This window comes from Streptomyces sp. NPDC025806, assembly GCF_055558275.1.
The window spans coordinates 43074-56148 of the sequence record NZ_JBVHMU010000009.1; the positions used below are offsets into that span (position 1 = coordinate 43074).

The 13075-nt window shown below is 72.2% G+C and carries 11 protein-coding genes and 1 tRNA gene; 7 read left to right on the forward strand and 5 right to left on the reverse strand.

Annotated features, from left to right (window positions below; translation table 11 throughout):
• Positions 1-38 precede the first annotated feature (38 nt).
• From ACZ4E1_RS21450 to ACZ4E1_RS21475, 6 genes are all read left to right on the forward strand, one after another.
• The gene (locus ACZ4E1_RS21450; protein ID WP_467541416.1) at positions 39-1490 is read left to right on the forward strand and encodes a glyceraldehyde-3-phosphate dehydrogenase; all 1452 of its coding nucleotides are present in this window, start codon (positions 39-41) and stop codon (positions 1488-1490) included.
• An 88-nt stretch (positions 1491-1578) separates the two neighbouring features.
• Entirely contained in the window at positions 1579-3333 is a 1755-nt protein-coding gene (locus ACZ4E1_RS21455) for a sensor histidine kinase (RefSeq protein WP_467541418.1), read from the forward strand.
• A complete protein-coding gene (locus ACZ4E1_RS21460; protein WP_467541420.1) occupies positions 3324-3968 on the forward strand; it encodes a response regulator transcription factor in 645 nt (214 codons plus the stop codon). Before ACZ4E1_RS21455 ends, ACZ4E1_RS21460 begins: the two co-directional genes overlap by 10 nt.
• A 277-nt stretch (positions 3969-4245) precedes the next feature.
• Positions 4246-5433: a thiolase family protein gene (locus tag ACZ4E1_RS21465; protein ID WP_467541422.1), complete on the forward strand. Its 1188-nt coding sequence runs from the start codon at positions 4246-4248 to the stop codon at positions 5431-5433.
• 122 nt (positions 5434-5555) lie between these two features.
• Positions 5556-7076 carry a long-chain-fatty-acid--CoA ligase gene (locus ACZ4E1_RS21470; protein ID WP_467541424.1) on the forward strand — a complete coding sequence of 507 codons (1521 nt, stop codon included), beginning with the start codon at positions 5556-5558 and terminating at the stop codon, positions 7074-7076.
• Between the two features lie 48 nt (positions 7077-7124).
• Entirely contained in the window at positions 7125-7889 is a 765-nt protein-coding gene (locus tag ACZ4E1_RS21475; protein ID WP_467541426.1) for a sulfite exporter TauE/SafE family protein, read from the forward strand.
• A gap of 12 nt (positions 7890-7901) precedes the next feature.
• On the opposite strand, the gene ACZ4E1_RS21480 is transcribed toward ACZ4E1_RS21475, so the two are convergent.
• Positions 7902-9983 (reverse strand): MDR family MFS transporter, encoded by a 2082-nt coding sequence (locus ACZ4E1_RS21480; RefSeq protein ID WP_467541427.1) that lies wholly within the window; start codon positions 9981-9983, stop codon positions 7902-7904.
• A 127-nt stretch (positions 9984-10110) separates the two neighbouring features.
• Positions 10111-10605: a DUF309 domain-containing protein gene (locus ACZ4E1_RS21485; RefSeq protein ID WP_467541429.1), complete on the reverse strand. Its 495-nt coding sequence runs from the start codon at positions 10603-10605 to the stop codon at positions 10111-10113.
• A gap of 119 nt (positions 10606-10724) precedes the next feature.
• Here ACZ4E1_RS21485 and ACZ4E1_RS21490 point away from each other — a divergent pair.
• A tRNA-Pro gene (locus ACZ4E1_RS21490) sits at positions 10725-10798 on the forward strand.
• A gap of 113 nt (positions 10799-10911) precedes the next feature.
• Here the strand turns inward: ACZ4E1_RS21490 and ACZ4E1_RS21495 are convergent.
• The 3 genes from ACZ4E1_RS21495 to ACZ4E1_RS21505 all read right to left on the reverse strand — a co-directional run bounded on the left by ACZ4E1_RS21495 (position 10912) and on the right by ACZ4E1_RS21505 (position 13046).
• Positions 10912-11319, reverse strand: coding sequence for an SHOCT domain-containing protein (locus ACZ4E1_RS21495; protein ID WP_467541431.1), 408 nt, complete (start codon positions 11317-11319; stop codon positions 10912-10914).
• Positions 11316-11702 (reverse strand): carboxymuconolactone decarboxylase family protein, encoded by a 387-nt coding sequence (locus ACZ4E1_RS21500; protein ID WP_467541433.1) that lies wholly within the window; start codon positions 11700-11702, stop codon positions 11316-11318. The genes ACZ4E1_RS21495 and ACZ4E1_RS21500 overlap by 4 nt, the downstream gene beginning before the upstream one ends.
• A gap of 72 nt (positions 11703-11774) precedes the next feature.
• Positions 11775-13046, reverse strand: a complete 1272-nt coding sequence (locus ACZ4E1_RS21505; RefSeq protein ID WP_467541435.1) for a cation:proton antiporter domain-containing protein — start codon at positions 13044-13046, stop codon at positions 11775-11777.
• Positions 13047-13075 lie beyond the last annotated feature (29 nt).

Sequence of the window (13075 nt, forward strand, 5' to 3'; positions counted from 1 at the left end):
TTAGCATATGAGCGCCGCCTAGCTCGAAAGATGTGCCAGTGACTGTCAACGACGACTCGTTCACCAATTGGAACACCCGCGAGGAAACCGCGGAATCCATGATCCCGATCATCGGGAAGCTGCACCGCGAGCGGGACGTGAACGTCCTGCTGCACAGCCGCTCCCTGGTGAACAAGTCGGTGGTCAGCATCCTCAAGACCCACCGCTTCGCCCGGCAGATCGCCGGCGAGGAGCTCTCGGTCATCGAGACCATGCCGTTCCTGCAGGCCCTGACCTCGCTCGACCTCGGGCCCTCGCAGATCGACATCGGCATGCTCGCCGCGACGTACAAGACCGACGAGCGCGGTCTGAGCATCGCCGAGTTCACCGCCGAGGCCGTAGCCGGCGCCACCGGTGCCAACAAGGCCGAGCGCAGCTCCGGCCGTGACGTCGTCCTCTACGGCTTCGGCCGCATCGGCCGCCTCGTCGCCCGCCTGCTCATCGAGAAGGCCGGCTCCGGCAAGGGCCTTCGCCTGCGCGCCATCGTCGTGCGCGGCGGCGGCGAGCAGGACCTCGTCAAGCGCGCCTCGCTGCTGCGCCGCGACTCGATCCACGGCCAGTTCCAGGGCTCCATCACCGTGGACGAGGCGAACAGCACGATCGTCGCCAACGGCAACGCGATCAAGGTGATCTACGCGAACGACCCCTCCGAGGTCGACTACACCGCGTACGGCATCAACGACGCGATCCTGATCGACAACACGGGCAAGTGGCGGGACCGCGAGGGCCTGTCCAAGCACCTGCGCCCGGGCATCGACAAGGTCGTCCTGACCGCGCCCGGCAAGGGTGACGTGCCGAACATCGTGCACGGCGTCAACCACGACATGATCAAGCCCGACGAGCAGGTCATCTCCTGCGCGTCCTGCACCACGAACGCGATCGTGCCGCCGCTCAAGGCGATGGACGACGAGTTCGGCGTGCTGCGCGGTCACGTGGAGACCGTCCACTCGTTCACGAACGACCAGAACCTGCTGGACAACTACCACAAGGCCGACCGCCGCGGCCGCTCCGCGCCGCTCAACATGGTGATCACCGAGACCGGTGCCGCCTCCGCCGTCGCCAAGGCCCTCCCGGACCTCAAGGCGCCGATCACGGGCTCCTCGATCCGCGTCCCCGTGCCGGACGTCTCGATCGCCATCCTGAGCCTGCGCCTGGGCCGTGAGACCTCGCGCGAGGAGGTCCTCGACCACCTCCGCCAGATCTCGCTGACCTCGCCGCTCAAGCGTCAGATCGACTTCACCGACTCGCCCGACGCGGTCTCCAGCGACTTCATCGGCTCGCGTCACTCCTCGATCGTCGACGCCGGCGCCACCAAGGTCGACGGCGACAACGCGATCCTGTACCTCTGGTACGACAACGAGTTCGGCTACTCGTGCCAGGTCATCCGGGTCGTCCAGCACGTCTCCGGCGTCGAGTACCCGACGTTCCCGGTGCCGCTCGCGACCGTCTGACGGTCCCCGCGCCCGCCACAGAAGCCGCTCCCGCGTCCGCGCGGGGGCGGCTTCCGTGCCCTTCTCAGGAATGGCTTAACGTGTGACCGTGGACAGTCAGGGGAAGCGGACGGTTCGGTTCCAGCTGACGGGAGCCGCGGCCCTCGCCGTGCTGTCCGGCGGCGTCGGATCCTGGGCCTACGCGCGAGCCGGCGCGTCCGCGAGCGACCTCGTGCGCGACCTGGCCGTCGGCTGGGCGTACGTCGTCGCCGGTCTCGTCGCCTGGCGGCGCAGGCCCGCCAACCACACCGGCCGGCTCATGGTCGCCGAGGGCATCACCTGGTTCTTCGGCAACCTCCAGGGCACCTCCGTGCCCGCCCTGTTCGCCTTCGGCGCCTGGTGGGAGGCGCTGAACATGGCCATCCTCCTGCACCTCATGCTCTCCTTCCCCGAGGGCCGCCTCACCACCGTCCTGACCCGCCGCCTCGTCCTGTTCACCTACGGGCTCGTCGCCGTCGGCGGTCTGGTCCGCACCCTGCTGTTCGACCCCGCGCGGGAGACCGGCGCCACCTACCTCGACTGCCGGAACTGCGGCCCGAACCTGCTGCACGTACCGGCCTGGGACGGCTTCTTCGCCCCCTTCGACGCCGCCTACCACGCGGCCGGCTGGCTGGTCTCGGTCGTCGCCGCCGTCGCGGTCGTCCAGCGCTGGCGACACGCCTCCGCCGCCCGCCGCCGCGCCCTGCTCCCCGCCTGGATCGGCATCGGCGTCGCCGTCGCCTTCCTCATGTGGGACATGCTCTTCTACGTCGTCCCCTGGTTCGGCGAGGTCGGCTCGCTGGGGGAGCAGGCCGTCTACCTGCTCTCCGACCTGGCCCAGGTCGCCGTCCCCTTCGCCTTCCTCGGCGGACTGCTGCGCCTGCACCTCCAGCGGGCCGAGGTCAGCGGGCTCGTCATCGACGTCGGCACCGACCCCGACCCCGCGCGCGTGCGTGAGGCCCTGGTGCGCGTCCTCGGCGACCCGACGCTCCGGCTCGGCCTGTGGCGCGAGGAGCGCGGCGGCTACGTGGACGGGTCGGGCCGCGAGGTGAACCCCGAGGGGCCCGGACGCACCCCGGTCCGCGCCGCCGACGGCCGCCCGCTCGCCCTGCTCCACCACGACCGCGCGCTCGCCGAGGACCCCGAACTGCTCGCGTCCGTCGCCGCCGCACTGCGCCTCGCGCTGGAGAACGTGTGGCTGCGCACCCGCGCCAAGGACGTCGCCACCCGCATCGTCCGCGCCGCCGACGAGGAGCGCGGCCGGCTGGAGCGCGACCTGCACGACGGCGCCCAGGCCCGGCTCGTGTTCGCGCTGATGTCCGTGCGCCGGGTGCAGAAGGGGCTCGCGGAGCACCCCGACGAGAAGCTGCGCGAGGCCGCCGACGAGGCCGAGTCGAGCCTGCGCCTCGCCATCCAGGAACTGCGCGGCATCGCCCAGGGCATCCACCCCGCCGTCCTCACCCGCGAAGGCCTCGCCCCCGCGCTCAACGCGCTGGCCAGGGAGGCCGCCCTGCCGGTCGTCGTCGCGGCCGAACCCCGGCGCTACGACCCCGTCGTCGAGTCGACCGCGTACTTCACCGTCTGCGAGGCCCTCTCGAACGCGGCCAAGCACGCCGGCGCCCGCGCGGTCAGTGTCTCGGCGCGGCACCACGACGGCCGGCTCGTCGTCGAGGCCGTCGACGACGGGGTCGGCGGCGCCGACACCTCCCGCGGCACCGGGCTGCGGGGCCTCGCCGACCGGCTCGCCGCCGTCGACGGCGTACTGCACATACACAGTCCCGCGGGCGGCGGGACACGGATCAGGGCGGAGCTGCCGTGCGTGTGATCGTGGCCGAGGACTCGGCGCTGCTGCGGCAGGGCATCGTCCGGCTGCTGACCGACGAGGGCATCGAGGTGGCCGCCGAACTCGGCGACCCGGGCCCGCTGCTCGCGCTCGCCGCCGAACACGCGCCGGACGCGGTGCTGCTCGACATCCGCATGCCGCCCACCCACACCGACGAGGGCCTGCTCGCCGCAGCCGCCCTGCGCGAGGCGCACCCCGGCATCGGCGTCCTGCTGCTCTCCCAGTACGTCGAGACCTCCGCCACCGTGCAGGCGCTCGCCGACCGGCCCGAGGGCTTCGGCTACCTGCTCAAGGAGCGCGTCGCCGACATCGACGAGCTGCGCGGCTCCCTCGAACGCGTCGCGGCCGGGGAGACCGTCCTCGACCCCCTGGTCGTCGCCCGGCTCATGGAGGGGCCGGGTCACGCCGGACCGCTCGGCACGCTCACCGGGCGGGAGCGGGACGTCCTCACCCTGATGGCGGAGGGGCGGTCCAACGAGGCCATCGCGCAGAAACTGGTCATCGGCGGCAAGACGGTCGAGACGCATGTCCGGAACATCTTCACCAAGCTGCGCCTGGAACCCGACCTCATGGAGCACCGCCGCGTGATGGCGGTGCTCACCTACCTGCGCGGCTGACGCCACGCGCCCAAGAGGTTCCGGCTGTCCGCTCCGGAGACGACGTCGTCCCCCGTGCTCCCCCGTGGTCCCCCGTACGTCGTCCGCGGAGCGGTGCCGGAGCTCCAGATTAGGAGAGCGGGGCGGGGCGGGACATCAGGGCCAGCCCTGAGATGTGGAGCGCCGGGTACCTCTTCCCCGCTCGGGCGGCTCTTCCCAGGGGCCGGGAGCCGGGGCTATAGTCCAAAACTAGCAGTGCTAATTTTTGGTACCGTCCGCGTCACCTCAGGAGCTCACCGTGCGTCCTGTCCACTTCGCCGCCGCGCGCCGCACCCCGATCGGGAAGCTGCGCGGGTCCCTCTCCACCGTCCGGCCCGACGACCTCGCCGCGACCGTGATCCGGGGCCTGATCGACGACGCGCCCGCCCTCGACCCCGCCCGGATCGACGACGTCTACTGGGGCGCCGCGAACCAGGCCGGCGAGGACAACCGCAACATCGCGCGCATGGCCGCGCTGCTCGCGGGCCTGCCCGAGACCGTGCCCGGCGCCACCGTGAACCGGCTGTGCGCCTCCGGCCTGGAGGCCGTCACCACCGCCGCCCGCACCATCGCCGCCGGCGAGGCCGACATCGTGCTCGCGGGCGGCTCCGAGTCCATGAGCCGCGCCCCCTTCGTCCTGCCCCGCCCCGACGACGCGCTGCCCCACAGCATGCAGACCTACGACACCCGCCTCGGCTGGCGCCTGGTCAACCCGAAGATGAAGGACCTGCACGGCGTCCTCGCGATGGGGGAGACCGCCGAGGAGGTCGCCGAACGGTACGGGGTCTCCCGCGAGGCCCAGGACGCGTTCGCCCTGCGCAGCCACCAGCGGGCCGCCGCCGCCCGCAAGGACGGACTCTTCGACGCCGAGATCCTGCCCGTCACCCGGCCCGACGGGGTCGTCGTCGACGCCGACGAGTGCATCCGGCCCGACACCTCCCTGGACAAGCTCGGCGGCCTCAAGCCCGTGTTCCGCAAGGGCGGTTCGGTCACCGCGGGCAACGCCTCCCCGATGAACGACGGCGCCGCCGGACTCCTCCTCGTCAGCGAGGAGGCCCTGAACGACCTCGGCCTCGAATCCCTCGGCCGCTATGTCGCCGGAGCCTCCGCAGGCGTCCACCCCGACATCATGGGCATCGGCCCCGTCCCCGCCACCCAGAAGGCGCTCGCCCGCGTCGGCTGGGGGATCGGCGACGTCCAGGAGGCCGAGTTCAACGAGGCGTTCGCCGCCCAGGCCCTCGCCTGCGTCGACGCCCTCGGCATCGACCCCGAGCTCGTCAACCCGACCGGCGGCGCCATCGCCCTGGGCCACCCGCTCGGCTGCTCCGGCGCCCGCATCCTCACCACCCTGCTGCACCGTCTGCGCCGCACCGGCGCCGGACGCGGCCTCGCCACCATGTGCGTCGGCGTCGGCCAGGGCAGCGCCGTGCTCGTCGAGCGCGCCTGAACTCCCGTACCACGTCAGGACGTCGGCCGCGGGCACGCCCCGCGGCCGGTCGCACCACCGGCAGAGAACGCACCACCAGCAAGGAATCGCACCACCAGCAAGGAACGGAGCACCACCCCCTCATGGCCACTCTCTCGCTCGCCGCGATCCTCGCCGACAACGCCCGCCGCAGGCCCGACAAGACGGCCCTCGTCCAGGGCGACCAGCGCTTCACCTTCGGCGAGTTGTGGGACCAGGTCCGGGCCCGCGCCGGAGCGCTCGTCGGCACGTACGGCGTCCGGCCCGGCGACCGGGTGGCCCTGATGGCGCCGAACACCGTGGACTTCCCGCGCGCCTACTACGCGATCCTCGCGGCCGGCGGAGTCGTCGTCCCCGTCCACCTGCTGCTGTCCGCCGACGAGGCCGCGCACGTGCTCCGCGACAGCGGCGTCGACCTGCTCCTGTGCCACCCCGGACAGGCCGCCGTCGGCCGCGCCGCCGCCGAGGCCGTCGGAGCCCGCGTCGCCACTCTCGGCGAGGACGGCGAACTCGACCTGGCCGCCGCCGAGGCCGCCCCGCTCGACGTGTACGCGGCCCGCGGCCCCGAGGACGCGGCCGTCATCTTCTACACGAGCGGCACCACCGGCGTCCCCAAGGGCGCCGTCCTCAGCCATCTCAACCTCGTCATGAACGCCACCGTGGACGCCTTCGACGCCCACGAGTTCTGCCCCGACGACATCGTCCTCGGCGCCCTGCCCTTCTTCCACGCCTTCGGTCAGACCGCCTCCCTCAACGCCGTGTGGCGCGCGGGCAAGACGCTCGTCCTGCTGCCCCGCTTCGACGCCGCCCGCGCCATCGACCTGATGGTCCGTGAGGGCGTCACCGTCTTCCACGGCGTGCCCACGATGTACGTCCACCTGCTCGCCGCCGCCCGGGAGGCCGCCGAACTGCCCCGGCTCCGCGTGGCCGTCTCCGGCGGCGCCTCCCTGCCGCTCGCGGTCCTGGAAGCCTTCGAGTCCACGTTCGGCGCCCGCATCCACGAGGGCTACGGACTCAGCGAGACCTCACCCGTCGCCGCCGTCAACCAGCCCTGGTACGGCATCAAGGCGGGCACCGTCGGCCACCCGATCTGGGGCGTCGACGTCGAGATCGCCCGCGCCGAGATCGACGACCGCGTCGAACTGCTGCCCACCGGCGAGCTCGGCGAGATCGTCGTGCGCGGCCACAACGTCTTCACCGAGTACCTGGGCCGCCCCGAGGCGACCGCGCAGGCCCTCGTCGACGGCTGGTTCCGCACCGGAGACCTCGGCACCAAGGACGCCGACGGCTACGTCTCCATCGTCGACCGCAAGAAGGACGTCATCATCCGCGGCGGCTTCAACGTATACCCGCGCGAGGTCGAGGAGGTCCTGATGCGGCACCCGGCCGTCGCCCACGTCGCCGTCATCGGCCTGCCCGACCCCGTGCACGGCGAGGAGATCTGCGCCGTCGTCGTGCCCGAGGAAGGCGCGAGCGCCGACCCGGACGCCGTCATCGCCTGGTCCAAGGAGCACCTGGCCAAGCACAAGTACCCGCGTCGCGTCGAGATCACCGGCGAACTGCCGCTCGGCCCCAGCATGAAGGTCCTCAAGCGCGAACTGCGCGACGCGTACCGCTCCGTGTGACGCCCGGGCCCGGTGCGGACGGCCGATGCGATTAGCATCGGTCTCCGCATGCACGAGATATTCGGGATCACGCCCTGGGGCTTCGCCGCACTGGCCGTCGCGGCCGTCCTCGTCGGCTTCTCCAAGACCGCCGTCAGCGGCGCCAACACGGTCAGCCTCGCCATCTTCGCCGCCGTCCTGCCCGCCCGTGAGTCCACGGGCGTGCTGCTGCCCCTCCTCATCTGCGGCGACGTCCTCGCCGTGCTCACCTACCGGCGGCACGCCCACTGGCCCACCCTGTGGCGGCTGTTCCCCGCCGTCGCCGTCGGCGTGGTCGTCGGCACCGTCTTCCTCGGCTTCGCGGGGGACGGGGCCGTGCGCACCAGCATCGGCGCGATCCTGCTCCTGATGGCCGCCGTCACGGTGTGGCGCCGGCGCGCCGCCGGGCGGCCCGCACCGGAGGAGACGGCGACCCGCGCCGCACGGGTCAAGGCCGGCTCGTACGGGGTCCTCGGCGGCTTCACCACGATGGTGGCCAACGCGGGCGGGCCCGTGCTCTCCCTCTACCTGCTCTCCGCGGGCTTCCGGAAGCTGGGCTTCCTGGGCACCTCCGCGTGGTTCTTCCTCATCGTGAACTCCGCGAAGGTGCCGTTCAGCGTCGGCCTCGGCCTGATCGACGGGAAGTCGCTGCTGCTCGACGCCACCCTCGCCGCGTTCGTCGTGCCCGGCGCCCTCATCGGCAAGTGGGCGGTGCACCGCATCAACCAGCGCCTCTTCGAACAGCTCGTCCTCGCGGCGACCGTCCTCGGCGGCCTGCAACTCCTGCTGCGCTGAACGGGTCGGCCCCTAGGAGGGGCTGAGGATGCGGGCCGAGCCCGGCCGCTGCGGCAGCCCCTGCGCCAGGTCCTCCACGAGCAGCCGCTTCGCGATCGTGTCCACCGCGGACCGCAGGTCCTCGCCGGGGGGCCGGCCCAGGTCCTCCTCGACCCGCGCGCTGAGCCAGTCGCCCCACGCCCGGTTGAACACCCCGGCCTCGCGCCGCCCCGCCGCCGTGTGCGAGAAGTACGACCCGGTCCGGGTCAGATAGCCCTCGTCGACCATCCGCTGGAACACCGGCACGAGAACCTCGGGCGGCAGCCGCCGCCGGGCCGCGATCATGCCGAGGCTCGCGTGACCGACCATCCGGGTGAAGAACTCCACCTGCATCACGGCCCAGGCGCCCGCCATGTCGAGCCGCGAGTCCGAGGAGTCGAGGATCCGGCGCGCGGTGTCCAGGTCCGCCGACTTCACGATGGAGCTCACCGCCCGCTCCAGGACGCGCTCGGAATCGCTCGTCGTCGGCTGCGCGAAACCCTCGCCCATGTCAGAGGACCCCATCCGCGCACTGTCGCGCAGCGCCACCTGCTTCAGGAACAGCGCCACCACGAAGCCGAGCAGCGCGACCGGCACCGTCCACAGGAACACCGTGTGCAGCGAGTCCGCGTACGCGTCGACGATCGGCCCCTGCGCCGCCGCAGGCAACCGGTGCAGCCCCTCCGGGCTCTGCGCCGCCCTGGCCAGCGTCGCCGGATCGATCCCGGTCCCCGCGCGGGCCGCCTCCGCGACGCCTTCGGTGAGGTTCGGTTTGAGGGAGTTGGCGTAGATGGTGCCGAACACGGCGGTGCCGAACGAGCTGCCGAGCGTACGGAAGAAGGTGACGCCGGAGGTCGCCGTGCCCAGGTCCGCGTAGTCCACGGTGTTCTGCACGGCGATCGTCAGGACCTGCATGCACAGGCCGATCCCGAGACCGAGCACCAGCATGTACAGCGACGACAGCCACGTGCTGGTCGACGGATCCATCAATGAGAGCAGATACAGGCCGAGCGCCATCACGAGCGAGCCGACGATCGGGAACAGGCGGTACTGGCCCGTCTTGCTGACCACGTTGCCCGAGAAGATGGACGCGGCCAGCAGGCCGATCACCATCGGCAGCGTCCGCACGCCCGAGATCGTGGCCGAGTCCCCGTCCACGTACTGGAGATACGTCGGCAGGAACGTCATCGCGCCCAGCATCGCGAAGCCCACGATGAAGCTCAGCACCGAGCACACCGTGAACACCGGGTTGCGGAACAGCCGCATGGGCAGCATCGGTTCCGCCGCCCGCGTCTCCACCACGCAGAACAGGCCGAGCGCCACGATGCCGCCCACGAACAGGCCGATGATGACGCCGGAACCCCACGCGTACTCGTTGCCGCCCCAGCTCGTCGCCAGGATCAGCGCGCTCGCGCCCACCGCCACCAGGGCGATGCCCAGGTAGTCGATGACGGGCCGGACCGCCGACTTCACCACCGGGATCGTGCGCGCGGCGGCGATGACGACGACGATCGCGATCGGCACGTTCACGTAGAACGCCCAGCGCCACGTCAGATGGTCGGTGAACAGGCCGCCCAGGAGCGGGCCGATGACCGTGGAGACGCCGAACACGGCGCCGATCGCGCCCTGGTACTTGCCGCGCTCGCGCAGCGGGATCACGTCGGCGATCAGCGCCATCGAGGTGACCATCAGGCCGCCCGCGCCGATGCCCTGCATCGCCCGCCAGGAGATCAGCAGCGGCATGTTCGTGGCGAGGCCGCACAGGAACGAGCCCGTGATGAAGACGATCGCCGAGACCTGGAAGACGATTTTGCGGCCGAACAGGTCGCCGAACTTGCCGACCAGGACCGTGGCCACGGTCTCGGCCAGCAGGTAGGAGGTCACGACCCACGACATGTGCGCGGCGCCGCCCAGGTCCGAGACGATTGTCGGCAGCGCCGTACCGACGATCGTCTGGTCCAGGGCCGCCAGCAGCATGCCGAGCATGATCGTGACGAAGACGACGTTGCGGCGGCGCCTGTCCAGGACGGGAGGCTGCGCCGCTTCGGCGGGGGGTGCGGCGGTGTCTGTGGTCACGTTCGCATCGTCAACCGTATGCGGGCTGTGCGCACGCGGGAACGGGGGGCGCCTCGGAGCCGTTGTGGGTGGTGCGTTCTTCGCGGGTGCGCGCTCGTCGTCGTCGCTCGCGCGGTTCCCCGTGCCCCTACGGGGCGCTGGTGAGACTCGGGGACTCTTCGGCCGGGTTCACCGGAGCGCCGGCGTCCACCCGGGCTGCCAAGGCGTGGGCCCACTCGACGAGGGCCGGGGGGTTCAGGCGGGCCGGGGGCGTCCCGGGCCAGGACTCCAGGGAGGTCGCGCCCCGGCGGAGCAGACGGGCGCCTCCCTTCGCGTTGCCCCGCGCCGCGTGGGTCAGACCCACCGCCAGCTGGGCGAGCGCGCGCCACAGGGCCTCCTGCTCCGCGGGGCCGGACTTCCACGCGTCCTCGAACACCTCGTGCGCGTGGAACGGGCGCCCCGCGTCGAGCAGCGCCTGCGCCTCGGCGACCGTCTCCTCCGGGGTCCGCACGACGCCCTCCGGCTGCCGGGCCACGCCCGTGCTGCCGTACGGAAGCGGGCGGCCCAGACCGTCCCGCGGCCGGGCGTTGCGCGCCCTGCCCGTCTCGTCCCGGTCCCGGCCGGCGCCGCGCGAAGTGCTCATACGCTGATTCTCGCCGACCCCGTCCGGAAGACGCCGAACCGGTTTCAAACCACCCGTGAGCTTGGGGTATTGTTCTCTCTGTCGCCGCCGGAAGGGCTCACCCGGAAGGCAGTGGACATCGGGACGTGGCGCAGCTTGGTAGCGCACTTGACTGGGGGTCAAGGGGTCGCAGGTTCAAATCCTGTCGTCCCGACTCGAAAGAGTCGCTGATGAGGGCCGGTTTCGGAGCAATCCGAAACCGGCCCTCGCTCGTTCCCGCGGTGACTCAAGCAGGCGGTGCGGGCGCGTCGTTGACGCGTCGCGTGCTCACTGGAGGATCTTCTCCTTGGCCCGCTCGAACTCGGCGTCGTCGATGTCGCCCTTGGCGCGGATGTCCGAGAGCTTGGCGAGCTGGTCCACCGTGCTGTCGGGGCCCGCCCCGCTGCCCGCGGTCGCCCGGATGTAGTCGTCGACCGCCTCCTGCCGCGCCCGGGCGTGCTCCATCTCGCGCTTGCCCATGCCCCGGCCCCGGGCGAGCGTGTAGACGAACACGCCGAGGAAGGGGACCACGACCACGAAGACGAGCCACGCGGTCTTGGCGATCCCGCTGAGCTCGTCGTCCCGGAAGATGTCGCCGATGACCCGGAAGAGCAGAACGATCCACAGGATCCACAGGAAGATCCACATGACCGTCCAGAACGCTCCGAGGACCGGGTAGTCGTAGGCCAGAATCATGTCGTAGCTCCTTCGTCCTCGTCCCCGCCGTCCGGCAGGGGCAGCAGTTGCAGTCCGAAGGCGTCCCCGATGCCGCGCGCCGCGGTCACCACGCGGGCGCTGCCCACCACGGGGGCGATGGCCACGAGGGTGCCCTGGATCCGCTCCGGCGGCACACCGATGTCCTCGGCGGCGCCGATGTTGAGCAGGTACGAGGCGGGGGAGGCGCCCGTGGCCACCAGCGCCGCGATGCGGGTCAGCAGGTAGGTCTCGGGATCGAGCCCGGACTGTTCGAACGCGCCCAGTGTCATCCGCGTCAGGGTGTCGAGAACGGGCCCGACGGGCGCGTCCGGCCGTGCGGCGCCGGTGTCCGGGGCGGTGTCCGCCGTGAAGTGCTCGGCCACGTCGGTTCTCCTCGTCGCTGCGATGTCCCACCGGCTGCCCCTCCACCATCACCGCGGCCGATCCGGCGCGCCTCACCCCTCACGGGTGAGCGTGCCGCCGCGGGCCGTCGCCCTGTCGATCCAGTCGCCGTACCGGTCGGCGAGACCGACCGCCGACACTCCGTGGAGCAGGACGCTCAGCGCGACGGTGGCCGCGACGACCTCGGCCAGCAGCCGCACCCCGGGGACACGCTCCTCCAGGACCAGCAGCCCCAGCACCACGGACGCCAGACCGCGCGGCCCGAACCATCCGATGTACGCCACCGTCGGCAGCCGGAGCCCGCTGCCCGCGAGCGCGAGGGCCACCGGCAGCATGCGGACCACGGTCAGGCTGAGCACCGCGTAGCCGACCACCCGCCAGCTCAGGTCGTCGAGCACCGGCCCGAGGAGCACCGCGCCGAAGACGAGCAGGCTCAGGGAGGCCAGGAGCCCGCCGAGCTGCTCGGCGAAGGGCGCGGTGTCGTCGGGCTCGGCCTGCGGTCCGGCGGCGTCCGCCGCGGCGGGCCGCGAGCGCCGCAGGGCGAGACCGAAGGCGAAACCGGCGATCCAGGCGGAGATGAATCCGCTGCCGTCCACCACGACCCCCAGTCCGTACGCCGCCGCCGCGACGGCCGGGACGAACAGCGGACCCCACTCCCGCGACACCCAGCCCCGCGCCCGGGCCGCCCCCAGGAGCAGTCCTCCGCCCGCGCCGGCCACGGCGCCCAGCACCGTGCTCAGGACGAGCGCCCGCCAGAAGACACCGGCCGCTCCCGCGTCGGCCGCCGACGTCCCGGGGATGCCGGCCAGGAACAGGACGAAGAAGGGCAGCACCATGCCGTCGTTGAGGCCGCTCTCCACGTTGAGCCCCTGACGGACCCGCGCCGGGACCCGCGGACTCGTCATGGCGGTCTTGCCGAGGGCCGCGTCCGTCGGCGCCAGGACGGCCCCGACCAGAGCGAGCTCCCAGACGGACAGTCCGGGCAGCAGAGGCCAGGCCAGCAGCCAGCCTGCGCCGATGGTCAGGGGCAGCCCGATGCCGAGCAGCCGGCCCGGCAGGAATCCTCCGGACCGCAGATCCCGCGGGCGCACGGTCATGGCGTCCGTGAACAGGATCAGCGCGAGCGCCGCCTCGAGAAGGGTGAGGATCGCCCCGGCGTCGTGGTCCAGGTCGATGACGTCGAGCACGGCCGGTCCCAGGAGCACCCCGCACCCGGTGAACACCATCGCCGACGACACGGGCGTCACGGCCAGGCGTCGCGAGACCAGCACGTACGCGGCCGTGACGCCGGCCGCCGCCACACCGATCCACGCGTCACCGCTCACCCGGCCTCCAGCCCTCGGGCTCCCAGGAC

Bases quoted from the DNA above. Each gene is read 5' to 3' on its own strand.
- ACZ4E1_RS21495 (WP_467541431.1), bottom strand. From the start codon at position 11,319: ATGATTCTGGCCTACGACTACCCGGTCCTCGGAGCGTTCTGGACGGTC.
- ACZ4E1_RS21470 (WP_467541424.1), top strand. From the start codon at position 5,556: ATGGCCACTCTCTCGCTCGCCGCGATCCTCGCCGACAACGCCCGCCGC.
- ACZ4E1_RS21485 (WP_467541429.1), bottom strand. From the start codon at position 10,605: ATGAGCACTTCGCGCGGCGCCGGCCGGGACCGGGACGAGACGGGCAGG.
- ACZ4E1_RS21475 (WP_467541426.1), top strand. From the start codon at position 7,125: ATGCACGAGATATTCGGGATCACGCCCTGGGGCTTCGCCGCACTGGCC.